Annotated in this window: 22 protein-coding genes and 1 pseudogene; 6 read left to right on the top strand and 17 right to left on the bottom strand. The window is 70.1% G+C overall.

Translation table 11 applies throughout. The features are described 5' to 3' along the window. The first annotated feature begins 36 nt into the window (after window positions 1-36). Genes KXD96_RS06035 through KXD96_RS06025 form a run of 3 tightly spaced genes read left to right on the top strand, consistent with a single transcriptional unit; the run spans window position 37 to window position 2371 of the window. Entirely contained in the window at window positions 37-651 is a 615-nt protein-coding gene (locus KXD96_RS06035) for a peptidase M50 (RefSeq protein ID WP_260743576.1), read from the top strand. A 9-nt stretch (window positions 652-660) separates the two neighbouring features. After that, complete coding sequence (locus KXD96_RS06030; RefSeq protein WP_260743574.1) at window positions 661-1434, top strand: site-2 protease family protein; 774 nt, start codon at window positions 661-663, stop codon at window positions 1432-1434. A 40-nt stretch (window positions 1435-1474) separates the two neighbouring features. Continuing rightward, a complete protein-coding gene (locus KXD96_RS06025; RefSeq protein WP_260745241.1) occupies window positions 1475-2371 on the top strand; it encodes a cation diffusion facilitator family transporter in 897 nt (298 codons plus the stop codon). Here KXD96_RS06025 and KXD96_RS06020 read toward each other — a convergent pair. Then, the gene (locus tag KXD96_RS06020) at window positions 2368-2781 is read right to left on the bottom strand and encodes a DUF3151 domain-containing protein (protein ID WP_260743573.1); all 414 of its coding nucleotides are present in this window, start codon (window positions 2779-2781) and stop codon (window positions 2368-2370) included. The genes KXD96_RS06025 and KXD96_RS06020 overlap by 4 nt on opposite strands. 123 nt (window positions 2782-2904) lie before the next feature. Here KXD96_RS06020 and KXD96_RS06015 point away from each other — a divergent pair, with 123 nt between their 5' ends. Further along, a complete protein-coding gene (locus KXD96_RS06015; protein ID WP_260743570.1) occupies window positions 2905-3735 on the top strand; it encodes a hypothetical protein in 831 nt (276 codons plus the stop codon). A 94-nt stretch (window positions 3736-3829) separates the two neighbouring features. On the opposite strand, the gene fbaA is transcribed toward KXD96_RS06015, so the two are convergent. Then, complete coding sequence (fbaA, locus tag KXD96_RS06010) at window positions 3830-4867, bottom strand: class II fructose-bisphosphate aldolase (RefSeq protein WP_260743568.1); 1038 nt, start codon at window positions 4865-4867, stop codon at window positions 3830-3832. Between the two features lie 86 nt (window positions 4868-4953). Between fbaA and KXD96_RS06005 the strand changes: the two genes are divergently transcribed. After that, a complete protein-coding gene (locus tag KXD96_RS06005; protein WP_260743566.1) occupies window positions 4954-5646 on the top strand; it encodes a DedA family protein in 693 nt (230 codons plus the stop codon). Window positions 5647-5666: 20 nt separating this feature from the next. Here KXD96_RS06005 and KXD96_RS28615 read toward each other — a convergent pair whose 3' ends face one another. The 10 genes and pseudogenes from KXD96_RS28615 to KXD96_RS05950 all read right to left on the bottom strand — a co-directional run bounded on the left by KXD96_RS28615 (window position 5667) and on the right by KXD96_RS05950 (window position 16728). After that, complete coding sequence (locus KXD96_RS28615) at window positions 5667-7016, bottom strand: 3-oxoacid CoA-transferase (protein WP_313901623.1); 1350 nt, start codon at window positions 7014-7016, stop codon at window positions 5667-5669. Beyond that, a complete protein-coding gene (locus tag KXD96_RS05990; protein ID WP_260743565.1) occupies window positions 7013-8143 on the bottom strand; it encodes a glycoside hydrolase family 76 protein in 1131 nt (376 codons plus the stop codon). The genes KXD96_RS28615 and KXD96_RS05990 overlap by 4 nt, the downstream gene beginning before the upstream one ends. A 16-nt stretch (window positions 8144-8159) precedes the next feature. After that, window positions 8160-9350: a VWA domain-containing protein gene (locus KXD96_RS05985; protein ID WP_260743563.1), complete on the bottom strand. Its 1191-nt coding sequence runs from the start codon at window positions 9348-9350 to the stop codon at window positions 8160-8162. A 6-nt stretch (window positions 9351-9356) separates the two neighbouring features. Continuing rightward, window positions 9357-10004 carry an SRPBCC family protein gene (locus tag KXD96_RS05980; RefSeq protein ID WP_260743561.1) on the bottom strand — a complete coding sequence of 216 codons (648 nt, stop codon included), beginning with the start codon at window positions 10002-10004 and terminating at the stop codon, window positions 9357-9359. A gap of 12 nt (window positions 10005-10016) precedes the next feature. Then, on the bottom strand, window positions 10017-10904 hold the full coding sequence (locus KXD96_RS05975; RefSeq protein WP_260743560.1) for a MoxR family ATPase: 888 nt from the start codon (window positions 10902-10904) through the stop codon (window positions 10017-10019). 120 nt (window positions 10905-11024) lie between these two features. Beyond that, a pseudogene (locus tag KXD96_RS05970) lies at window positions 11025-11767 on the bottom strand (XdhC family protein); the annotation flags it as partial. Next, window positions 11767-14166: an aerobic carbon-monoxide dehydrogenase large subunit gene (locus KXD96_RS05965; protein WP_260743558.1), complete on the bottom strand. Its 2400-nt coding sequence runs from the start codon at window positions 14164-14166 to the stop codon at window positions 11767-11769. The gene KXD96_RS05965 and the pseudogene KXD96_RS05970, both read right to left, overlap by 1 nt. Then, window positions 14163-14639, bottom strand: a complete 477-nt coding sequence (locus KXD96_RS05960; protein ID WP_260743556.1) for a (2Fe-2S)-binding protein — start codon at window positions 14637-14639, stop codon at window positions 14163-14165. The genes KXD96_RS05965 and KXD96_RS05960 overlap by 4 nt, the downstream gene beginning before the upstream one ends. 6 nt (window positions 14640-14645) lie before the next feature. Then, window positions 14646-15524 carry a xanthine dehydrogenase family protein subunit M gene (locus KXD96_RS05955; protein ID WP_260743554.1) on the bottom strand — a complete coding sequence of 293 codons (879 nt, stop codon included), beginning with the start codon at window positions 15522-15524 and terminating at the stop codon, window positions 14646-14648. A 43-nt stretch (window positions 15525-15567) separates the two neighbouring features. Then, window positions 15568-16728, bottom strand: coding sequence for an XdhC family protein (locus tag KXD96_RS05950; RefSeq protein ID WP_260743553.1), 1161 nt, complete (start codon window positions 16726-16728; stop codon window positions 15568-15570). 22 nt (window positions 16729-16750) lie between these two features. Between KXD96_RS05950 and KXD96_RS05945 the strand changes: the two genes are divergently transcribed. Continuing rightward, window positions 16751-17716, top strand: coding sequence for a LysR family transcriptional regulator (locus KXD96_RS05945; protein ID WP_260743551.1), 966 nt, complete (start codon window positions 16751-16753; stop codon window positions 17714-17716). Window positions 17717-17847: 131 nt separating this feature from the next. On the opposite strand, the gene KXD96_RS05940 is transcribed toward KXD96_RS05945, so the two are convergent. The 5 genes from KXD96_RS05940 to ttfA are packed head-to-tail and all read right to left on the bottom strand — an operon-like array spanning window position 17848 to window position 21611. Next, window positions 17848-18492, bottom strand: coding sequence for an RNA methyltransferase (locus KXD96_RS05940; RefSeq protein ID WP_260743549.1), 645 nt, complete (start codon window positions 18490-18492; stop codon window positions 17848-17850). Next, window positions 18489-19370, bottom strand: a complete 882-nt coding sequence (locus tag KXD96_RS05935; protein WP_260743548.1) for a hypothetical protein — start codon at window positions 19368-19370, stop codon at window positions 18489-18491. Before KXD96_RS05935 ends, KXD96_RS05940 begins: the two co-directional genes overlap by 4 nt. A 30-nt stretch (window positions 19371-19400) precedes the next feature. Further along, window positions 19401-19943, bottom strand: coding sequence for an orotate phosphoribosyltransferase (gene pyrE / locus KXD96_RS05930; RefSeq protein WP_260743546.1), 543 nt, complete (start codon window positions 19941-19943; stop codon window positions 19401-19403). Beyond that, window positions 19930-20703, bottom strand: coding sequence for an SDR family oxidoreductase (locus tag KXD96_RS05925; RefSeq protein ID WP_260743545.1), 774 nt, complete (start codon window positions 20701-20703; stop codon window positions 19930-19932). The genes pyrE and KXD96_RS05925 overlap by 14 nt, the downstream gene beginning before the upstream one ends. 47 nt (window positions 20704-20750) lie before the next feature. Beyond that, entirely contained in the window at window positions 20751-21611 is an 861-nt protein-coding gene (gene ttfA / locus KXD96_RS05920) for a trehalose monomycolate transport factor TtfA (protein WP_260743543.1), read from the bottom strand. Window positions 21612-21796: the final 185 nt, after the last annotated feature.

Here is a 21796-nt window from a genome sequence, read left to right as displayed (position 1 = left end):
CGACAAAGGCATTGGTGCTACTGAAGTGGATAACTGGTGAGTCAAGTAGCGGTGTTGCCGTTCGGTGACCGCCGGGTGCCGCGGCCGCTGGCCGGCCTGCCGGTCCACGACCTCGACGCCGCGATCGGGCCGTACGGACGGCTGGTGGTCGTCGGCGCCGACGCCGACCTGGCCGCCGTGCTGACCCGGTTGCTGCGCGCCGGCCTACTCGACATCGAGGTGGCCTACGTGCCGCGCCGGCGCACCCGCGCGACGCGGATCTATCGGCTACCGTCCGGCCGCCGCGCGGCGCGGCGCGCCCGCCGAGGGGCGGCGCGGCGCGTGACGCTGGTCCGCGACGAGACCGGATCGGTGGTCGTCGGGCGGGCGCGCTGGGTGCCGCCGGATGAGCCGCTCCTCCGCGGCGAGGCGGTCGTCGACGACACCACGTTGTTCGACGGCGACGCCCCGGGCGTCGACATCGAGCCGACGCTGGCCGTGCCGGGCCTGCGCGCCCGCGTGCCGACGGGTTGGCGACGCTGGGTCGCCGGGCGCGCGGTCCAGCTGGGCAGCACCGGGGTCACCGTGGTGCGCGACGGGGTGCCCGGGCCGCGCCCGGCGCGCCGTTCGACGTTCTACCGCAACGTCGAAGGCTGGCTGGCGGTCCGATAGTTTCGACCGGTGAGCCTGCCCGCCCGGCGCGAAACGGTGCGCCCCAGCCCCATCTTCCTGGCCCTGGTGGGCTTGACGGCGCTCGGCGGCGTGCTGGCCTGGCTGGCCGGCACGAGCGTGCGACCGCTGGCGTACGTCGGGGTGTTCACCTTCGTCATCGCCGGCTGGCTGGTGTCGCTGTGCCTGCACGAGTTCGGCCACGCGGTGACGGCCTGGCGCTTCGGTGACCACGACGCCGCCGTGCGCGGTTACCTGACGTTGGATCCGCGGCGCTACAGCCATCCCGCGCTGTCGCTCCTGCTGCCGATGGTGGTCATCGCGCTGGGCGGGATCGGCCTGCCGGGCGCCGCCGTCTACGTGCGGACCTGGTTCATGACGCCGACCCGGCGCACCCTGGTCAGCCTGGCGGGCCCGGCGGCGAACCTGGTGTTGGCGGTGCTGCTGCTGGTCCTGACGCGGGCGCTCTACGACCCGGCCCACGCGGTGCTGTGGGCGGGCGTGGCCTTCCTGGGGTTCCTGCAGCTGACCGCGCTCGTGCTGAACGTACTGCCCATTCCGGGCCTGGACGGCTACGACGCCCTGGAACCGCACCTGAGTCCCGAGACGCAGCGCGCGGTGGCGCCCGCCAAGCAGTGGGGCCTTTTCATCCTGCTGTTCCTGCTCCTGCCGGCCGGCCACTGGTTCTTTCAGATGGTGCTCTGGCTGTTCGAATTCTCCGGGGTGCCGGCCTGGCTGGTGTCGGCGGGCAACATCCTGACCCGCTTCTGGAGCCGCTGGTTCTGACCCTTGCCATATATGCGTGAATCCGCATAGATTGCACGCCATGGGCGCCGGCCACAATCACAGTCCCGCCGAGACCGATGGGTCGCGGCTGATCCCCCGCATGATGATCGCCGCCGCGATTCTGGCGGCATTCTTCGTCGTGGAGTTGACCACCTCGCTCCTGATCAACTCGATCGCACTGCTGGCCGACGCGGGCCACATGCTGACCGACGTCGTCGCCGTCTTCATGGGCCTGGCCGCCCTCACCCTGGCGCGCCGGGGTAGCTCGTCACCGTCGCGGACCTACGGCTGGCACCGGGCCGAGGTCTTCACGGCGGTCGCCAACGCGGGGCTGCTGATGGGGGTCGCGCTGTTCATCCTCTGGGAGGCGATCCAGCGGCTGCGGGAAACGCCGTCGATCCCCGGCGTGCCGATGATCGTGGTCGCGCTGGCCGGCCTGCTCGCCAACCTCGTGGTCGCGCTGCTGCTGCGGTCCCACTCGGGGGAGAGCCTGGCCGTCAAGGGCGCCTACATGGAGGTGGCCGCCGACAGCGTCGGCAGCCTGGGCGTGCTGATCGCCGGCATCGTCACCGTCACGACGCACTGGCCGTATGCCGACGTGGTGGTGGCCGTGCTGGTCGCGCTGTGGGTCCTGCCCCGGGCCATCTCGCTGGCCCGCGACGCGCTGCGCATCCTCTCCGAATCGTCGCCGACCCACATCGACGTGGACGAGCTGCGCTCCGCGCTATCCGCGGTCGACGGCGTGACCGAGGTGCACGACCTGCATGTCTGGACGCTGTCACCGGGCAAGGACATGTGCACCGCGCACTTGCGCAGCACCGGCGACTCCGCCCGGGTGCTGCAGGACGCCCGTTCCGTGCTGGCGGAGCGCGGGCTGCAACACGCCACCGTCCAGATCGACGGGCCCGGCGACGCGGGCTGTTCGGAGAACTTCTAGAGCCCCAGCGCCGGCCGCGCCGCGGGATCGCAATCGTCGAGCAGGTCCAGGCAGCGCAGGTACTCGTCGGGTTCGCCGATCGTGTCGGCGGCCCGCGCCAGGGCCGCAACGCAGCGCAGGAATCCGCGGTTGGGCTCGTGCGAATACGGCACCGGGCCGAAGCCCTTCCACCCGTTTCGGCGCAGCTGGTCCAGGCCGCGGTGATAGCCGGTGCGGGCATACGCATACGCCGTGATGGCCTGCTCGTCGGCCAGCGCCTGCTCGGCCAGCGCCGCCCAGGCCACCGACGCCGACGGGTGCGCGGCGGCGACGATGGCGGGCTTCTCGCCGGCGAGCAGTTCCGCCTCGGCGTCGGGATCGCCCGGCAGCATCGTCGGATCGGGTCCCAGAAGGTCTCGCGGCGGCGTCATGGCTCCCATCCTCCCAGCCGCCCCGTTTCGGCGGGCCGCCGGACCTCGACCATCACCCCATCGAGGGGGGCGGGTCGCTAAGCTCCAACTATCCCCACCCGATAGCGGAGGACAGCCGTACTCATGCCCCAGCCACCCGAGCCCGACCGCGGCGGCACGCCGGATCCGCCTGGGCACGAATGGTCCGCGCAATCAGGCGAGGACGCGACCGAGAGCGTCCCGCTGGTAGGAAGCGACTCCGAGACCGAAACCGTCGTGATCAGGCCCGATTCCGGCGGCGATCGCGGGGATCCCGCGGAGGGCGCCGACGGCCAGCAGCGCGAGCGCCGCTTCACCGCGCCCGGTTTCGACGCGAAAGAGACCACGGTGATCGCCACCACCCCGGAGCCCGCCACCGAGGCCTTCTCGACACCTGGTGAAGGAATGACAGCGCAGCTCGGTACGCCGCAAAAAGCTGCTGTGCCGCAATCGATTCCACCCCGCCTCGGCGGAAAGCTGCGCACGTCCCGGCAAATCAACTGGGGCTGGGTGCTGGCGCTGGTGGTGATCGTGCTCGCGCTGGCCGCGATCGCCATCCTGGGCACGGTGCTGCTCACCCGCGGCAAACACACGAAGGTGTCGCAGGAAGACATGGTCCGCACGACCATCCAAAGCTTCGATACCGCGATTCAAAAGGGCGACCTGACCACGCTGCGCACCATCACCTGCGGCACCACCCGCGACGGGTACGCGGACTACGACGAGCACGCGTGGGACGAGACGTACCGCCGGGTCTCGGCGGCCCGGCAGTATCCGGTGATCGCCAGCATCGATCAGGTGGTGGTCAACGGCCAGCACGCCGAGGCCAACGTCACCACGTTCATGGCGTACGACCCGCAGGTCCGTTCCACCCGCAGCCTGGACCTGCAGTACCGCGACGACCAGTGGAAGATCTGCCAGTCCCCCAGCGGCTAGCTCGGGGCGGTTGTGCCTTGTGCCGAGTGCCCGGCCAGCCGAACGGTCGGTGCCAAGTGCCCGGCGAGCCGGGCGTTGGCGGCGAAATCAGCGGCTAGCTTGAGCCCACGGACTTTCCGGCGCAGTGCAGGTCCTCGCAGGCCTCCACCACACGCTCGCTCATCGAGGCCTCGCCCTTCTTCAGGTAGCTGCGCGGGTCGTACACCTTCTTGACTCCCACCTCGCCGTCGACCTTCAGCACGCCGTCGTAGTTGCTGAACATGTGGCCGGCGATGGGGCGGGTGAACGCGTACTGGGTGTCGGTGTCGACGTTCATCTTCACCACGCCGTAGCGCAGGGACTCCTCGATCTCGGACTTCAGCGAGCCCGACCCGCCGTGGAAGACGAAGTCGAACGGCTTGGCGCTGTCGGGCAGCCCCAGCTTGGTCGCGGCCACCCGCTGCCCCTGGGCCAGGATGTCGGGGCGCAGCTTGACGTTGCCGGGCTTGTAGACGCCGTGCACGTTGCCGAACGTCGCGGCCAGCAGGTACTTGCCGTGCTCGCCGTGGCCCAGCGCGTCGAGGGTCTTCTCGAAGTCCTCCGGGGTGGTGTAGAGCTTGTCGTTGATCTCGTGGGCGACACCGTCCTCTTCGCCGCCCACGACGCCGATCTCGATCTCCAGGATGATCTTGGCGGCCGCGGCCTCCTTGAGCAGTTCCTGCGCGATCGCCAGGTTCTCGTCGATCGGCACGGCAGAGCCGTCCCACATGTGCGATCCGAACAGCGGGTCCGCACCGGCCGCCACCCGCCGGGCGGAGATCTGCAGTAGCGGCCGCACGTAGCTGTCCAGCTTGTCCTTGGGGCAGTGGTCGGTGTGCAGCGCGACGTTGATCGGGTACCTGTCCGCGACCACCCGGGTGAACTCGGCCAGCGCCACCGCGCCGGTCACCATGTCCTTCACCCCCAGGCCGGAGGCGAATTCCGCACCGCCGGTGGAGAACTGGATGATGCCGTCGCTGCCGGCGTCGGCGAAGCCCTTGATCGCGGCGTTGACGGTCTCCGAGGAGGTGCAGTTGATGGCCGGGAATGCGTAGGAGTTCTCCTTGGCGCGGGCCAGCATCTCTGCGTACACCTCGGGCGTGGCGATGGGCATGAGAACTCCTCTGCTGCGGCCGGGTGCACTCAAGTATCGTCCAGGATGGCCGAGCGCTCACCCCCGAGCCGGTATGTTGAGCAATCATGAGCACCGCCGTGACGGCCCTGCCCCACATCTTCGACCCGATGTACTGGTTGGGCGCCGACGGCGTCTTCGGGTCCGCGGTGCTGCCCGGCATTCTGGTCATCGTCTTCATCGAGACCGGGCTGATGTTTCCGCTGCTGCCCGGCGAATCGCTGTTGTTCACCGGCGGCCTGCTGGCCGCGCACCCGAACCCGCCGGCGAGCATCTGGGTGATGGCGCCCGCCGTCGCGCTGGTGGCGATACTTGGCGATCAGACCGGCTATTTCATCGGCCGGCGGATCGGCCCGGCGCTGTTCAAGAAGGAAGACTCCCGCTTCTTCAAGAAGCACTACGTGACCGAGTCGCACGCGTTCTTCGAGAAATACGGGCCCTGGGCGATCATCCTGGCCCGGTTCGCGCCGTTCGTGCGGACGTTCGTCCCGCCGGTCGCCGGGGTGTCCTACATGCGCTACCCGGTGTTCCTGGGTTTCGACATCGTCGGCGGCATCCTGTGGGGCGGCGGTGTGACGCTGGCCGGCTACTTCTTGGGCAACGTGCCGTTCGTGCACCACAACCTGCAGAAAATCCTGCTGGTGATCCTGGTCGTCTCCCTGATGCCGGCGCTAATCGCGGTCTGGCGAAGCTCCCGGGGACGGCGGCACCCGGCGGCCGTGGCCGACAAGGAGCCCGAGCGACTGACGACGCCCGAGTAGCCGGCCGCGCAGGGGCGAACTCAGACCGCGACTTTGAAGTCGCAGCCGGTGTTGGCGCGGACCTCCTCGACCGTCACGCCGGGATGCAGTTCGGTGAGCGTCAGCCCCCGTCCCGGCTCGACGTCGAAGACGCACAAGTTGGTGATGATCATGTCGACCACACCCTTGCCGGTGAGGGGGAGCGAGCAGTGCCGGAGGATCTTGGGGCTGCCGTCCTTGGCGGTGTGGTCCATGATCACGATCACCCGCTTGACACCTGACACCAGATCCATCGCGCCACCCGGCCCCTTGACCATCTTGCCCGGCACCATCCAGTTGGCCAGATCACCGTTCTCCGCGACCTCCAGAGCGCCCAAGATGGAAAGGTCGATGTGACCACCTCGGATCATCGCGAATGAATCGGCGCTGCTGAAAAAGCTGGACCCGGGGAGACTGGTGATGGTTTGCTTACCCGCGTTGACCAGATCGGGGTCGACGGCGTCTTCGCTCGGGTACGCCCCGATGCCGAGCAAGCCGTTTTCTGATTGCAGCGTGACGCTGATGTCGTCGGGAATGAAGTTGGCCACCAACGTCGGAATCCCGATACCGAGGTTCACGTAATAGCCGTCGCGCAATTCCTGGGCGGCGCGCCGGGCCATCCGCTCGCGAATGGGGCTGTCGTGCTTCAGCGCGGCACCACTGCTCGTGGTGCGGAACTCGATGCGCTTCTCGTAGCCGGTGCCTTCAATGATGCGATCGACGTAAATGCCGGGGGTATGGACCAGGTCGGGATCTAGGTCGCCGACCTCGACCAGCTCTTCCACCTCGGCTACCGTCACGGTGCCGCAGGTGGCGATCATGGGGTTGAAGTTGCGTGCGGTCTTCCGGTAGACCAGGTTGCCAGCCTTGTCGCCCTTCCACGCCTTGACGATCGCCACGTCGGCCCGGATGCCTTCCTCCAGCACGTATTCGGTGCCGTCGAAGACCCGGGTGTCCTTCCCCTCCGCGAGAGTGGTGCCGTAGGCCGTTCGCGTATAGAAGCCGGGAATGCCGGCGCCGCCGGCGCGCAACTTCTCTGCCAGCGTGCCCTGGGGCGTGAGCGCGAGGTCCAGCTCGCCGGCCAAGACCTGGCGCTCGAATTCCTTGTTCTCCCCGACGTAGGAGGCGATCACCTTCTTCACCTGCCTGCCCTTGAGCAGCAGACCCATGCCGAAATCATCGACGCCGGCGTTGTTTCCGACGATGGTGAGGTCCTTGATGCCGCTATCGACCAGCGCCTGGATCAGCTTCTCCGGAATACCGCAAAGACCGAAACCGCCCGCCGCGATGGTGATGCCGTCCTTCAGCAGCCCTTGCAGTGCCGACTCGGCGTCGGGGTGGACTTTGTTCACTGAGCGCTCCTGTCCTGGTGCGACGATTCGGCGGTGACGTTACAGGCGGCCTCCATCAGCATCCACCCCGACAGCTGCACCGACAGGTCCCGTTCGGCCACCTCGGAACCGTTCACCGCCCCGTCGACGAACCGCGCGTCCCCGCCCGCCCGGGTGGGCAGCTCGGCGTCGCGGTCCCAGAACGGGCCGAACAGGGGCAGCCCGTCCACCGTTTGCCGGTAGTCCCACGCCGACTTCGCGCTGGCCAGCACGATCCGCCGGGCCGTGTCGCGGGCCGCGGCGTCGTCGGCCCCCTCACCCGGCAGGGTGGTGGCGACCAGCGCGAGGTATCGCGCGGTGATGCCGGCGAACAGGCCGCCGTCCCCGCCGCCGGCGCCGGCGAGCACGCCCGACGGCGCCATGTGTTCGGCGACCGCGGCGACGAGCCGATGCACCCGCGGGCCGTGCCGATCGTCATGGGTGCGTGCGGCGAGTTCGGTTTCCAGGCCGAGCACCACGCCCTGGCAATAGGTGTACTGGGCGCGGACCAGGGAGCCGGCCTTGATGCCGTCGAACACCAGGTGCGTCTCCGGGTCGATCAGGGTCTCGTCGATCCAGTCGGCCATCTGCTGGGCGCGCCGCATGCGGTCGGAGTAGCGGGCCAGGAAGATCCCGGCCGGGCCGTTGGCCGGGGCGTTGAAGAACTGGTCCTGCTTGCGCCACGGGATGCCGCCGCCGTCCTCGGGCACCCACGCCTCGAGGAACTCCTCGGCCAGCTTGGGCAGCGCGCGATGGCGCTCGACGCCGGCTATCCGGGCGGCGCGTTCCAGCGCCAGCGCCAGCCAGGCCATGTCGTCGTAGTAGTTGTTGGTCCAGCGAAAGTTGTTGCGCAACCGGTGCGAGCGGACCTGCCGGTTGATCCGGGTGCGCCGCTGCGGTTGCGGATCGCGCAGCTGCGCGTCGACGAGGCAATCGAGCAGGTGCGCCTGCCACCAGTAGTGCCAGGTGCCGAACATCCGGTCCCGCCGCGTCGACGGCCACGCCACCACGCCCAGCTGGGTGCCGGGCAGCCCCCATAGCCGTTTCAGGTGGCGTTGCGTGACAGCGGCTTCGGAGCTGGCCGCCCGGTTGACCCATAGCTGATCCATACCTGACGATCCTGCCTCATAGGGTCTCCGCCAAGGAGAGCAGCAATTGGCGTATCCCCGTCAGCGAGTGCGCGGGCAGAAATAGATCGCAATATGGCAGGGCCGCGGCCATCGAGCCGGCCAGTGGCTGATAATCACCATGCGCCGCACGCGGATTGAGCCAGACCACCACCTCCGCACGGCGCCGCAGCCGGGCCATCGCGTGCGCGAGGACGTCGGGGGGATCGCTGTCCCAGCCGTCCGAGGCGATGATCCCCACCGCGCCGCGCAGCGCGTTGCCATGGGGCGGGGTTAGCAGAGCGCCCACGCTGCGGCCGATGAACGTGCCCCCGTACCGGTCGACGACCTTGGCGTTGGCCCGCTGAAGCGCCACCTCCGCGGATCGGTGCGACAGCACCGAGGTGAGCCGGGTCAGCGACGTCGAGAACGCGAAGACCTCGGGGCGGGTTCCTGCCTGGCGCGACAACGCCCGCATCAAATGCAGGTACACCGCGGCGTAGGGCTGCATCGAGCGGCTCACGTCGCAGGCCAGCACGACCCGCCGGGGCCGGCGGCGCGGCCGGGTTCGCGCCAGGACCATCGTTTCCCAGCCGGTCTTGCGCGACGCGGTCATGGTGGCCCGCAAATCGATCCGCTTGCCGGCGGGGCTGGGCTCGAATCGCAGGCTGCGCCGCCGCGGCCACCGCGCGACGGTGGCCTCCAGCCAAGCGCCGAGCAGGCGGAGGTCTTGCGGGTCGAAGCGGTCGAACGGCTCGTCGGCCAGCGCGGTGATCCGGCTGGGCAGCACGTCCGGCAGCAGCAGGCTAGGGCCCGCCGTGTCGTCCGCGGCGGTCAGCGTTCGCGTCACCCACGGCAGGTTGGGGGCGGAGGTGGATGCGCTGCCGGCGGCGCGCACCGTGGTGGCCGCAGGCGTTCGGGGACCCGGCAGCGGCGAATCGGGGCGACCGGCGCCGTCGGGTTCGGCGGCGCCGAAGACCGCCGCGAAGACCGCGTCGAAGGCGCCGAGATCCTCCATCCGGTTGACCAACGTCAGCCTGGCCGCCCAATACAGCGCGGTTGTGTTGTCCGGCACCAGGTTTCGCAGTGCCTGCACGAAGCTGGCCGGGCCGCTGGCCGACACCAACACTCCCGCGCCGCGCAGCCGGGCGACCAGTGCCGCCGCGAACGCCGCCAGGTCGACGCCCCGCAACAGCGCTGGGCTGCCCACGGGGCGCTAACGCCTCCGGCCCAGCAGCCAGCCCAGCACCAGCCCGGCGAGCAGGGCCAGCGCCAGCGGGGCGTATTTCTTGAGCTGCTCGCCGCCGGCGAGCTGGAGCAGGTCGATGGGCTCGGGCTCGGCGGTGGGGGCCGCGTGGCGCGGCTCGGGGACGCGCCCGACCTGCGGGGGTCCCTCCGGCGTGGCCGGAGCCGCCACCGATTCGGCGGCCAGCTTGGCTTCCAGCGACTCCACGAACTGTCCGAGCAGCTTTTCGGACACCTGCTGCAGCATGCCGCTGCCGAACTGGGCCAGCTTGCCGACGATCTTCAGGTCGGTGTCGACGGAGACGCTGGTCTTATCGCCGTCCGCCTGCAGCTGGGCGGTGACCGTCGCGGCCGCGTTGCCGGTGCCGCGCGTCTCCTTGCCCTTGGCGTCGATGACCGCGCGGTACTGGCCGCGGTCCTGCTCGACGAAGTGCACCTTGCCGCTGAACTCGCTGGTGACCGGCCCCACCTTGACCTTGACCTTGCCCGAGTAGTCCTCGAGCTCGTGGCCGGTGAGTTGCGCGCCCGGCATCAGCGGGATCACCTGCTCCAGGTCGCACAGCACGTCCCAGGCCTGGTCGATGGGTGCGCTGACGGTGAACTGGTTGGCGATCTTCATCCAAGGGTCCTCTCAGGTAAGGCTGCATTCAGTAAAAGCTTTGTACGCGTCGCGAATCAGCGTACGGTCGTCGGGGGTCTTGGCCAGCGCCCCCAGGCTTACCAGTGCGGCGGGGTCGACCAGGTCGGCGACGCCGAGCGACACCAGGGCGGCGACCCAGTCGATCGTCTCGGCCACGCCCGGCGGCTTGTCCAGGTCGAGATCGCGTGCGCGGCCGACGAATTGGGTGGCATGCTCGATCAGCGGTGCGGTGGCGCCCGGCACCGTGCGCCGCACGATCTCGGCAGTCCGGGACGCCTCCGGATAGTCGATCCAGTGATACAGGCAGCGCCGGCGCAGCGCGTCGTGCAGGTCACGGCTGCGGTTGGAGGTGAGCACCGCGATGGGCGGGCGCTCGGCGACGAAGGTGCCCAGCTCGGGGACGGTGACGGCGGATTCGCCGAGGAATTCCAGCAGCAGCGCCTCGAATTCGTCGTCGGCTCGATCGATCTCGTCGATCAGCAGCACCGGCGGATTGGGGCCGCGGTGCCGCACGCAGCGCAGGATCGGCCGGTCGACCAGGTAGGCCTCGGTGTACAGGTCGGCCTCGTCGATGGCGGCGCCGCGGGCCTCGGCCAGCCGGATGGACAGCAGCTGGCGTTGGTAGTTCCAGTCGTAGAGCGCCTCGCCGGCGGTCAGCCCCTCATAGCATTGCAGCCGGACCAACGGTGTATTCAACACGTCCGCAAGGGTTTTCGCCGCCGTGGTCTTGCCGACGCCCGGCTCGCCTTCCAGCAGCAGCGGCCGGCCCAGCGTGACCGCGAGATAGATCGCCGATGCGGTCCCGGTGTCGAGCAGGTAGTCCCGCGCGTCGAACCGCGCGATCACGTCGTCGACGCCGCTGAAGACCGCCGGCGTCATGCGCCGGCTTTCCCCGCGAACGCCGCGCGGCATCCCGGGCCGCAGAACCAGTAGTCGGTGCCGGCCAGCCGCAGGTGCTCGGCGGCGGGGCCGATCGGCACGGTCATGCCGCAGACCGGGTCGACCGCCTCGGCGGGGGCGCCCGCGGGGGTGACGGCGCGGCCCAGCCCGCCCCGGATGCCGGCGACCAGTTCGGCGGCGATGGACACGGCGATCTCCGCCGGGGTCTTGGCGCCGATGTCCAGCCCGACCGGGGTGCGGATGCGGGCGCGCTCGGCTTCGGAGAGTTCGAGCGGGTCCAGGATCGACGCGCCGCGGACCCTGCTGGCCACCAGGCCGATGTAGCCGACGCCGTTGTCCAGTGCGGCGCGCACGATTTCGGCTTCCGGCCCGCCGTGGCTGGCGATCACTACTGCGGTTGCTTCCGCGAGGTCGCCGTCGCGGCACACCGCGTACCCCAGCACCCCGCACACTTCGGCTAGGGCGTCGGCGATCGGCGTCGCGCCGTAGATCCGGATCATCGGCGGCGGCAGCTGCGGCGTCAGGAAGATCTCCACCGACCCGCCGGACAAACACGGGTTGACCACGACGCAGGCCCCGGGCGCCTCCGGAAAGTGGACGTCGCCGTCGGGCAGCACGCGCAGCAGCACGCTTTCGTTCGTTTGCAGCGCGCCCAGCGCGGCCTTGCGAACCGAGTTCTGGGCGCACTGGCCGCCGACGAAGCCCTCAATGGTGCCATCCGCCAACAGGATTGCCTCGTCCCCCGGGTACGCAGAGGTCGGCGGCTGGGCGCGCACCACCGTCGCGCGCACGAACGGCGTGCGCGCCGCCAGCAGCTGCTGAGCCCGTTCGCTGATGCTGATCAAATCGGGGGCCTCGCTCTGCCCTGCATGGCCTCCCACACCCGCGACGGCGTCAGCGGCATGTCGGCGTGGCGAACACCGAACGGCGCCAACGCATCCACCACCGCGTTCACCACGGCGGGCGGTGAGCCCACGGTCGCCGATTCGCCGATGCCCTTCGCACCGATCGGGTGGTGCGGCGAGGGCGTCACCGTGTGCCCGGTCTCGAGGTGCGGCACCTCGACGGCGGTCGGAATCAGGTAGTCCATCAGCGACCCGCCCAGGCAGTTGCCGTCGTCGTCGAAGGCGATCATCTCCATCAACGCCATGCCGATGCCGTCGACGATGCCGCCGTGCACCTGCCCCTCGATGATCATCGGGTTGATCCGGGTGCCGCAGTCGTCGACGGCCAGGAAGCGCCGCACCTTGACCACCGCGGTGCCCGGATCCACGTCCACCACACAGAAATACGCGCCGTAGGGATAGGTGAGATTCGACGGGTTGTAGCAGACCTCGGCGTCCAGGCCGCCCTCGATGCCCTCGGGCAGATCGCCCGCCCCGTGCGCGCGCATCGCGATGTCGGCGATGGTCACCGACGCCGACGGGTCGCCCTTGACGTGAAACTTGCCCTTGTCCCATTCCAGGTCGGCGACCGACACCTCGAGCATGCCCGAGGCGATGATCTTCGCCTTGTCGCGCACCTTGCGGGCCACCAGCGCCGCGGCCGCACCCGACACCGGGGTGGACCGGCTGCCGTAGGTGCCCAGCCCGAACGGGGTCTGATCGGTGTCGCCGTGCACCACGTCGATGTCGTCGGGCGGGATGCCCAGCTCCTCGGCGACGATCTGGGCGAACGTCGTCTCGTGCCCCTGGCCCTGAGTCTGAACCGACAGCCGCACAACGGCTTTGCCAGTCGGATGCACGCGCAGCTCGCACCCGTCGGCCATGCCGAGCCCGAGGATGTCCATGTCCTTGCGCGGGCCGGCACCGACGGCCTCGGTGAAGAAGGCCATCCCGATGCCCATCAGCTCACCGCGCGCCCGGCGCTCCTTCTGCTCGGCGCGCAGCGCGTCGTAGCCGATCATCTCCATGGCCTTGCGCATGGTGGCCTCGTAGTCGCCCGAGTCGTACACCCAGCCGGTCTTGGTGGTGTACGGAAACTGTTCGGGCCGCAACAGGTTTCGCAACCGCAGCTCGGCCGGGTCCATCTTGAGCTCGAAGGCCAGGCAGTCCACCAGCCGCTCGACGAAGTACACCGCCTCGGTGATGCGGAACGAGCACGCGTAGGCCACCCCGCCGGGCGCCTTGTTGGTATACACCGCCGTCATGTGGCAGTAGGCGGCCTGAAGGTCATAGCTGCCGGTGAACACCCCGAAGAACCCGGCCGGGTACTTCGTCGGCGCCGCCTGGCCGTTGAACGCGCCATGGTCGGCCAGCACGTTGGACCGCAGCGCCAGGATCTTGCCGTCCTTGGTCGCGGCGATCTCGCCGACCATGATGTAGTCGCGCGCGAAGCTGGTGGAGGTCAGGTTCTCGCTGCGGTCCTCCATCCATTTGACCGGCTTGCCCAGCAGCAGCGAGCCGACGATCGCGCACACGTATCCGGGATAGATCGGCACCTTGTTGCCGAAACCGCCGCCGATGTCCGGCGAGATCACCCGGATCTTGTGCTCGGGCAGGCCGGCGACCAACGCGTACAGGGTGCGGTGCGCGTGCGGCGCCTGCGAGGTGGTCCACAGCGTCAGCTTGCCCGTCACCGGGTCCAAATCGGCCACGGCCCCGCAGGTTTCCATCGGCGCGGGGTGCACGCGGGGGTAGACCATCTCCTGCTTGACGACCACGTCGGCGCTCGCGAACACCGCCTCGGTGGCCGCGGCGTCACCGGTCTCCCAGTCGAAAATGTGGTTGTCCTTCTTGCCGTCGAGGTCGGTGCGGATCACCGGTGCGGACGGGTCGAGCGCTTTGCGGACGTCGACCACCGGATCCAGGGGGTCGTAGTCGACGTCGATCAGTTCGAGCGCGTCGCGCGCCGAATAGCGATCCTCGGCAACGACGAACGCCACCTCCTGCCCCTGGAAGCGCACCTTGTCGGTGGCCAGCACGGCCTGGACGTCGTTGGACAGCGTGGGCATCCAGGCCAGGCCCTTCTCGGCCAGGTCCGCGCCCGTCACCACGGCCTTGACCTTCGGATGCGCAAGGGCCGCGGTGGTGTCGATGCCGGCGATGCGGGCGTGCGCGTACGGCGAGCGCAGGATCGCCAGGTGCAACATGCCCGGCAGCGCCACGTCGTCGACGTAGGTGCCGCGGCCGCGGATGAAGCGCGGATCCTCCTTGCGCAGCATCCGGCCGTGGCCGCAGGGCTTTTGGTCGTTGTCCGCGGTGTCTTCGGGTGAGGGCGGCCTTGATTCGATGGTGGTCATGACGTGGCCTCCGCGGAACTGTGCTGAGCGGCCCACTGGATGGAGCGCACGATCGTGGTATATCCGGTGCACCGGCAGATCTGCCCGGAGATCGCCTCGCGGATCGTCTGTTCGTCCGGGTTGGGGTCGCGGTCCAGCAGGGCGCGTGCGGTGATCATCATTCCCGGTGTGCAGAAACCACATTGGAGGCCATGGCAGCGCATGAACCCTTCCTGCACCGGGTCGAGCTTGCCATCGGCGGCCAGCCCCTCCACGGTGCGCACGCTGTGGCCGGACGCCATCGCCGCGAGCATGGTGCAAGACTTCACCGGCACGCCGTCGACGTCGACGACGCACGTTCCGCAGTTGCTGGTGTCGCAACCCCAGTGGGTTCCGGTGAGCCGCAGCTGATCCCGCAGGAAATGCACCAGCAGCATCCGGGGCTCGACTTCGGCGCTCACCTGCTCGCCGTTGACGGTCATGTTCACCTGCATGATCGGTCAGTTCCCTTCTGCGCGCACCCGCCGCGCGGCGGTGCGCAGCGTGCGGATGGTCAATTCGGAGGCCAGGTGCCGCTTGTATTCGGCGCTGCCGCGGACGTCGGTGACCGGCTCGCAGGCCTGCGCGGCGCGCCGGCCCGCCTCGGCGAAGACGCTCTCGGTGGCCGGCTGGCCGACCAGCGACGCCGACAGCTCGGCCAGGGCCGCCGGATCGGAGTTCACCGCCGTCAGGTCGACGCGCGCGGCGGCGATCTGGTCGCCGTCCAGGGTGAGACTGGCCCCCGCGGCCGTGACCGCCCAGTCGCCCACTCGGCGCTCCACCTTGGCATACGCGCTGGAGCTGTTGTGCCGCACCGGGATCCGCACCTCGATGAGCATCTCGTTGGGGGCCAGGGTGGTCTCGTACGGCCCGGCCAGGAAGTCGTCGATCGCGATCTCGCGTTCACCGGACGGGCCCCGCGCCAGGCACACCGCGTCCAGCACCGTGCACACCGTCGACAGGTCCTCGGCCGGATCCGCCTGGCACAGCGAGCCGCCGAGCGTGCCGCGATTGCGCACCACCGGGTCGGCGATCACCCGCTCGGCGTCCCGGAAGATCGGGCAGACCGCGGCCAGGGTGCCGGACTCCAGGATCTCGCGGTGGCGGGTCATGGCGCCGATGCGCACCAGCGTCGGATCGGTGATGACGTATCCGAGTTCGAGCGCAAGGTCGTTGATGTCGACGAGATATTCGGGGTTGGCGATGCGCAGCTTCATCATCGGCAGCAGGCTGTGCCCGCCGGCGACGATGCGCGCCCCCTCCCCCAACCGATCCAGCAGTCCGATGGCGTGGTCGACGCTGGTCGCGCGTTCGTATTCGAAGGGCCCGGGTACTTGCATGCGCCACAGTGTCAGCCCCGCTGACAGGGCCGTCAATAGCGAGTTAAGTAATCCCTGAACTCGCCGTGAAGTCGCCCTCGAGCTGGGCGTCGTGGTGGATCCGGCCAACGATCTGGGCCAGTGGGCGGCCCCCGCCGCCCCAGCGCTTGGCGATGATGTCGGCGGCGATCGACACCGCGGTTTCCTCCGGGGTGCGCGCGCCCAGGTCCAGCCCGATCGGGCTGGACAGCCGGCTCAGCTCAGCGTCGGTCAGCCCCGCGGCCTTCAGCCGGGTCACGCGGTCGTCGTGGGTGCGCCGCGACCCCATCGCCCCGACATAGCCGACCTCGGGCAGGCGCAGCGCCACCTCGAGCACCGGCACGTCGAACTTGGGGTCGTGGGTGAGCACGCAGATCACCGTGTGCCGATCGACGGCGCCCGCCTCCGCCTGGGCGGCGAGGTAGCGGTGGGGCCAGTCGACGACGACGTCGTCGGCCGTCGGGAACCGGGCCCGCGTGGCGAACACCGGGCGGGCGTCGCACACGGTGACCCGGTAGCCCAGGAAGGAACCCTGCCGCGCCAGCGCGGCCGCGAAGTCGATCGCCCCGAACACCAGCATCCGGGGCGGCGGGGCATAGCTGGACACGAAGACCTCCATGCCCTCGCCGAGCCGCTGCCCGTCGGGCCCGTACTTGAGCACCTCGCTGCGGCCCAGCGCGAGCAGGCCGCGCGCGTCGTCGGCGACCGCGGCGTCGGCCCGCGCCGCCCCCAGCGATCCCGCCATCCCGTCGGGGCGGATGACCACCCGCCGGCCCACCCAAGCCGAGTCCGGGTGCGCGATGACCGTCGCGGTCGCCACCGCGCGACGCTCGGCGATGTCGTCGGCCACCGCGCCGAGTTCGGGGAATGACGCGCGCGAGACCGGCTCGACGAACACGTCGATGACGCCGCCGCACGTCAGGCCGACCGCGAACGCGTCGTCGTCGCTGACGCCGTAGCGTTCCAGCCGCGCGACCCCGGTTTTCGCCGCCTCGGTGGCGAGGTCGTAGACCGCCCCCTCCACGCAGCCGCCCGACACCGACCCGGCGACCGAGCCGTCCGGCGCCACCACCATCGCGGCCCCCGGCGGGCGCGGCGCGGACCGGAAGGTGCGCACCACCGTGCCGAGCCCCGCGGTGTCGCCGGCACGCCAGATCGACATCAGCTGGGCAAGCACGTCACGCACCCTTTTAAATTAGGCTGACTGGATGACCCCGGCTCAACTTCGGGCCTATTCGGCGGTGGTTCGACTCGGCTCGGTGCGGGCCGCGGCCGCGGAACTGGGTGTTTCCGACGCAGGCGTCTCGATGCTCGTGACGGCGCTGCGCAAGGAGCTCGACGACCCGTTGTTCACCCGGACCGGCGCCGGGTTGGCGTTCACGCCCGGGGGGCTGCGGCTGGCCAGCCGCGCGGTCGAAATCCTGGGTCTGCAGCAGCAAACCGCCATCGAAGTCACCGAGGCCGCCCACGGGCGCCGGTTGCTGCGGATCGCCGCCTCCACAACGTTCGCCGAACACGCCGCGCCCGGGCTGATCGAGCTCTTCTCGTCGCGGGCCGACGACCTGTCGGTGGAGTTGAGCGTGCATCCGACCAGCCGGTTCCGCGACCTGATCTGCTCGCGCGCCGTGGACATCGCGATCGGTCCCGCCAGCGAGAGTTCGATCGGCCCGGACGACTCGCTCTTCGTGCGCCCCTTCCTGAAGTATCAGGTCATCACCGTCGCCGCCCCCAATAGCCCGCTGGCCCTTGGTGTTCCGACGCCTGCGTTGCTGCGTCAGCAGCAGTGGATGCTGGGCCCGTCGGCGGGCGGCGTGGACGGCGAGATCGCAACCATGTTGCGCGACTTGGCGATTCCGGAGTCGCAGCAGCGGATCTTCCAGAGCGATGCGGCCGCCCTCGAGGAGGTGCAGCGGGTCGGCGGGGTCTCGTTGACCATCGGCTTCGCGGTCGCCAAGGACCTGGCCGCCGGGCGGCTGACCCATGTGCACGGTCCGGGGCTGGACCGGTCGGGCGAGTGGTGCGCGGCGACCCTGGCGCCCTCGGCCCGTCAGCCGGCGGTGTCGGAATTGGTCCGCTTCATCACCACCCCGCGCTGCACGCAGGCGATGATCCGCGGATCGGGCGTGGGCGTCACCCGGTTTCGCCCGAAGGTGCACGTGACGCTGTGGAGCTGAACGGGTTTCGGCCCCCGGCGTTTCGCGTGTGCGCTCACGGCTTTGGGCGTGCGTCCAGGGCGGGAAATCGGGCAAAATGCCACCCTCAGCGCACACTGAAAGCCGTGAGCGCACACTGAAAGCGGCGGGCGCTACCAGGCGCGGGACAGATCCGCGTGCTGTCGAACCCAGGCGTGCATGGCGATCCCGGCGGCGACGCCGGCGTTGATGCTGCGGGTCGACCCGAACTGGGCGATCGACACCGTCATCGCCGCGCCCGCGCGGAGGTCGTCGGTGATGCCCGGGCCCTCCTGACCGAACACCAGCAGGCACTCCCGCGGCAGCGCGGTCTCCTCGAGCCGGGTCGCTCCCGGGACGTTGTCCACCGCGACCACCGTCAGCCCGGCGCCGGCCGCGAAGTCCAGCAGCTCGGCGGTGCTGTCGTGATGGCACAGCCGCTGATAACGGTCGGTCACCATGGCGCCCCGGCGATTCCACCGCCGCCGGCCCACGATGTGCACGGTGTGCACCGCGAAGGCGTTCGCGGTGCGCACCACCGAGCCGATGTTCGCGTCGTGCCCGAAGTTCTCGATCGCCACGTGCAGTGGGTGGCGGCGCCGGTCGATGTCGGCAATGATCGCCTCCCGCGTCCAATACCGGTAGGCGTCGACGACGTTGCGAGTGTCGCCCTCGCGCAACAGGACTGGGTCATACCGCGGGTCGTCGGGCAGCTCGCCCGCCCACGGCCCCACCCCGCCGGCCGGCGCGGCCCACTCGGTCGGTCCGGGCCCGGTCATCGCGGCGTCCACACCCCGGCGTGGGTGCCGTCGACCGCCACCGTCGCGTAGAGCAGCGCCTCGTTGATCTCGCCCTGGGTGCACAGCGACGCGCTGACGTGCACCGCGTCCAGCGAGGCGTCGGGCAGGATCAGCACCGACGACCCGTACGCCGAGCAGGCCGGGTTCAGTCCGGCCCCGGGCAGGGTCGGCGACGCGAGCAGCATCAGCGGGCCGCCGCGTTTGGCGGAGTCGTCGCGATACCGGGCCGCCAATCCGTCCGCTTCCAGGCCCAGCAACATGTAGCCGTTCCCGTTGAACGCCGCGGGATCACCGAGCTGCGCCTTCGTGATCGGGGCGCCGTCGGCGCGCCAGGCCGACAGGCTGGTGGTCTTGACCGCCAGGCCGGTGTCGTTGGCGTTGGTGGGCAGCAGCCCCACCGGGAACGCGGCCGGGTAGGCCGCCGAGGTGTTGGGGATCCGGTCGCGCGGCGAGTAGGTGTACACCCCACGGACCTGGCTCCGATCCTTGAGCGGCCCAAGGCAAATCGTGCCGGTGAGCCGGTCGCCGGACGCCGACAGCGGCGAGTGGGCGTCGGGCGCCTTGCCCGCCGCGCGGTCGCAACTGCCCAGCCCGCTCGATTCCATCGGGTGCGACAGCGCGCCGTAGAGCCCGAACCGGACGTCCTCGGGTTTGGCGTGCGGCCCGTGCGGGTCCGCCACCGAGGCGTCGACGTCGACGAGCACGTAGTCGCCGTCCCAGCGCAGGTTCGACACCGACATGTTCCAGCCCAGCAGCGCAAGCGATTCCCCGAACCGCGCGCCCTGCGCGCCGTAAGGACGGACGGGCTGGCCGGCGTCCGAGCAGCCCGTCAGGCACGCCAGCAGGCAGGCTGCCATCGCGAGGAAGGTGCGCACAGCGATGACGGCCTAACTCAGCCCCAGATCGGCGAGGCCCAACACGCTGCGGTACGGCAGGCCCTCGGCCTCGATGGCCTCGGCGGCGCCGGTCGCACGGTCCACGACGGTGGCCACGCCGACCACGTGCCCGCCCGCCTCCTGAACGGCGCGCACCGCCGTCAGCGCCGACGCACCCGTGGTGCTGGTGTCCTCGACCACCAACGCCCGCTTACCCGCCACCTCGGAGCCTTCGATAAGGCGTTGCAGCCCATGGGTTTTCGCCGACTTGCGCACCACAAACGCGTCGATCGGGCGGCCGGGCGCGTGCATGACGGCGGTGGCCACCGGGTCGGCGCCCAGGGTCAGCCCGCCGACCACGGCGTAGTCCCAGTCGCTGGTGAGGTCGCGCATCAGCGTGCCGATCAGGGCCGAGGCCCGGTGGTGCAGGGTCGCGCGGCGCAGGTCGACGTAGTAGTCGGCCTCCTTGCCCGACGACAGCGTCACCCGCCCGTGCACCACCGACAGCTTTCGCACCAGCTCGGCCAGCTCCGCGCGCAGGTCAGGTCCGGCCACTGCCACCGCCGATTCGCTTGGTCACGGCCCGCATCAGGCTCCGCGGAATCATCCGCTCGGCCGCGATGATCGCCTTGTACTGCAGGCCCGGGATGCTGATCACCTTGCCGCGGGCGACATCGGCCAGGCTTTGGTTCACCACGTCGTCCACCTCGAGCCACATGAACGGCGGCGACTTGGCCATGTCGATCCCCGCCCGGGCGTGAAACTCGGTGTGCACGTAGCCCGGACACACGGCGTGCACCCCGACGCCGGTGCCCTGCAGGCCGACGGACAGGCCCTCGCTGAACGAGATCACCCAAGCCTTGGACGCCGAATAGGTCGACCCGCGTCCCGGCACCAGCCCGGCGACGCTGGCGATGTTGATGACGGTGCCCGCGCCGGCGTCGAGCATGGCCGGCAGGGCCGCCCGGGTCAGATGCATGACCGCGGTGACGTTGACGTCGAGTTGTGACTGCAGCAGCGCGGGATCGGTCGTCCAGAAGTCGCCCGAGGTGCCGAAGCCGGCGTTGTTCACCAGGACGCGCACCCCGCGGGACAGGCGTTCGCAGACCTTGTCACGGCCGGCGGGATCGGCCAGGTCGGCGGGCAGCACCTCGATGCTGCCGGCCCGGCCCTGCAGTTCGCCCGCCAGGTCGGTCAACCGGTCGACGTCGCGGGCGACGAGGACCAGGTCGTAGCCGTCGTTCGCGTAGCGGCGCGCGTAGCCGGCGCCGATCCCGGACGTGGGCCCGGTGATCAGGGCTACGGGACGGGGCATGAGCGACATCCTAATGACGGCGGCCGCACCGCCCGCCCGGCGCGCTGTCAGCGCTGATAGTTGGTGGCCTGATGGCCGTTGCGCCCGGTCGGCGGCGGGCGGCGAACGGCGTCCGAACCGCGCTGCTCCCGGCGGACCGGCTCTGCCGGCCGGCGAGAAGACGCGTCTCCCAAGACCCCGCCCACGTCCTGCTGCGGGCGCCGGGGCGGCAGCTCCGCGCGGCCGGCGGGCGCCAGCGGGCGGCCCGGCGACGCGTTGCGCAGGCCCGCGGGCGCGCCGGCGTCCTGCTGGGTCTCCTCCGGCAGCGGCGGCAGCACCCGCAACAGGTCGTTGAACTGCCGCACCGTGCGCAGGCCCTCGTCCCATTGGGCGCGGGTGCTGGTGATGGGCATGGCGACCAGCGTCCAGTTCTGCTCGTTCCACATGATCTCGGCGCTGTCCGGTGCGGTGTGCGCGAAGGTGACCATGCGGCGGTCACAGGCCCGCCGAGCCGCGTCCAGGTTGGTGGAGTACACCATCCGCGGGCCGATCGCACCCAGCAGCCAAATGTCGCTCTCCCGTGGCTCTTTCAGGCCCTTCAGGCGCAGGTCGACCACAACGTTGGTGCCCACCTTGCGGTGCAGGGCGATGACGGTGGCGACTTCCTCGAGGTCGAAGATGTATACCGCCTCGCCGCGGATCTGGCCCAGCACGACGTTCTCGGCGGCGATGTCGCCCACTGTCGAGATCACACCGCGCTTCCAGCGCTTGAGGATGTCGGCCGATTCACGCTCGTAGTCGAATCCGTGCGACCGCGCCCACGACTTGCGGCGCCGGCTACGCCCGCGGCGTCGATCGATATCGACGTACAGCAACACCCCCGCGCCGACGAAGCACAGCGCGGACAGCGTGAACCAAAGGGGAACCATCCCACACAGGGTATCCGCAATCGCGCAGGAATACAGAAGCCGACCAGGTCACAACCGCGCATCAGGGTCGTGACGGCGAGGCCGACGGATGGCCCGGCGATGCCGGCACTACCCGCGGGCACCGATTCCGGGCCGCGGCAGGGCGAATTCGTGCGAGAATCGCCGCGTTCCGTGCACCGGCGGCT

It is taken from the genome of Mycobacterium sp. SMC-2, assembly GCF_025263485.1.
GTDB lineage: Bacteria > Actinomycetota > Actinomycetes > Mycobacteriales > Mycobacteriaceae > Mycobacterium.
This window is presented reverse-complemented; position numbering and strand designations above follow the sequence as displayed.

Coding starts and splice junctions, on each gene's coding strand:
- KXD96_RS06025 (WP_260745241.1), top strand. CDS start 1,475: ATGGGCGCCGGCCACAATCACAGTCCCGCCGAGACCGATGGGTCGCGG.
- KXD96_RS06020 (WP_260743573.1), bottom strand. CDS start 2,781: ATGACGCCGCCGCGAGACCTTCTGGGACCCGATCCGACGATGCTGCCG.
- KXD96_RS06015 (WP_260743570.1), top strand. CDS start 2,905: ATGCCCCAGCCACCCGAGCCCGACCGCGGCGGCACGCCGGATCCGCCT.
- fbaA (WP_260743568.1), bottom strand. CDS start 4,867: ATGCCCATCGCCACGCCCGAGGTGTACGCAGAGATGCTGGCCCGCGCC.
- KXD96_RS06005 (WP_260743566.1), top strand. CDS start 4,954: ATGAGCACCGCCGTGACGGCCCTGCCCCACATCTTCGACCCGATGTAC.
- KXD96_RS05990 (WP_260743565.1), bottom strand. CDS start 8,143: ATGGATCAGCTATGGGTCAACCGGGCGGCCAGCTCCGAAGCCGCTGTC.
- KXD96_RS05980 (WP_260743561.1), bottom strand. CDS start 10,004: ATGAAGATCGCCAACCAGTTCACCGTCAGCGCACCCATCGACCAGGCC.
- KXD96_RS05975 (WP_260743560.1), bottom strand. CDS start 10,904: ATGACGCCGGCGGTCTTCAGCGGCGTCGACGACGTGATCGCGCGGTTC.
- KXD96_RS05965 (WP_260743558.1), bottom strand. CDS start 14,166: ATGACCACCATCGAATCAAGGCCGCCCTCACCCGAAGACACCGCGGAC.
- KXD96_RS05960 (WP_260743556.1), bottom strand. CDS start 14,639: ATGCAGGTGAACATGACCGTCAACGGCGAGCAGGTGAGCGCCGAAGTC.
- KXD96_RS05955 (WP_260743554.1), bottom strand. CDS start 15,524: ATGCAAGTACCCGGGCCCTTCGAATACGAACGCGCGACCAGCGTCGAC.
- KXD96_RS05945 (WP_260743551.1), top strand. CDS start 16,751: ATGACCCCGGCTCAACTTCGGGCCTATTCGGCGGTGGTTCGACTCGGC.
- KXD96_RS05940 (WP_260743549.1), bottom strand. CDS start 18,492: ATGACCGGGCCCGGACCGACCGAGTGGGCCGCGCCGGCCGGCGGGGTG.
- KXD96_RS05935 (WP_260743548.1), bottom strand. CDS start 19,370: ATGGCAGCCTGCCTGCTGGCGTGCCTGACGGGCTGCTCGGACGCCGGC.
- KXD96_RS05925 (WP_260743545.1), bottom strand. CDS start 20,703: ATGCCCCGTCCCGTAGCCCTGATCACCGGGCCCACGTCCGGGATCGGC.
- ttfA (WP_260743543.1), bottom strand. CDS start 21,611: ATGGTTCCCCTTTGGTTCACGCTGTCCGCGCTGTGCTTCGTCGGCGCG.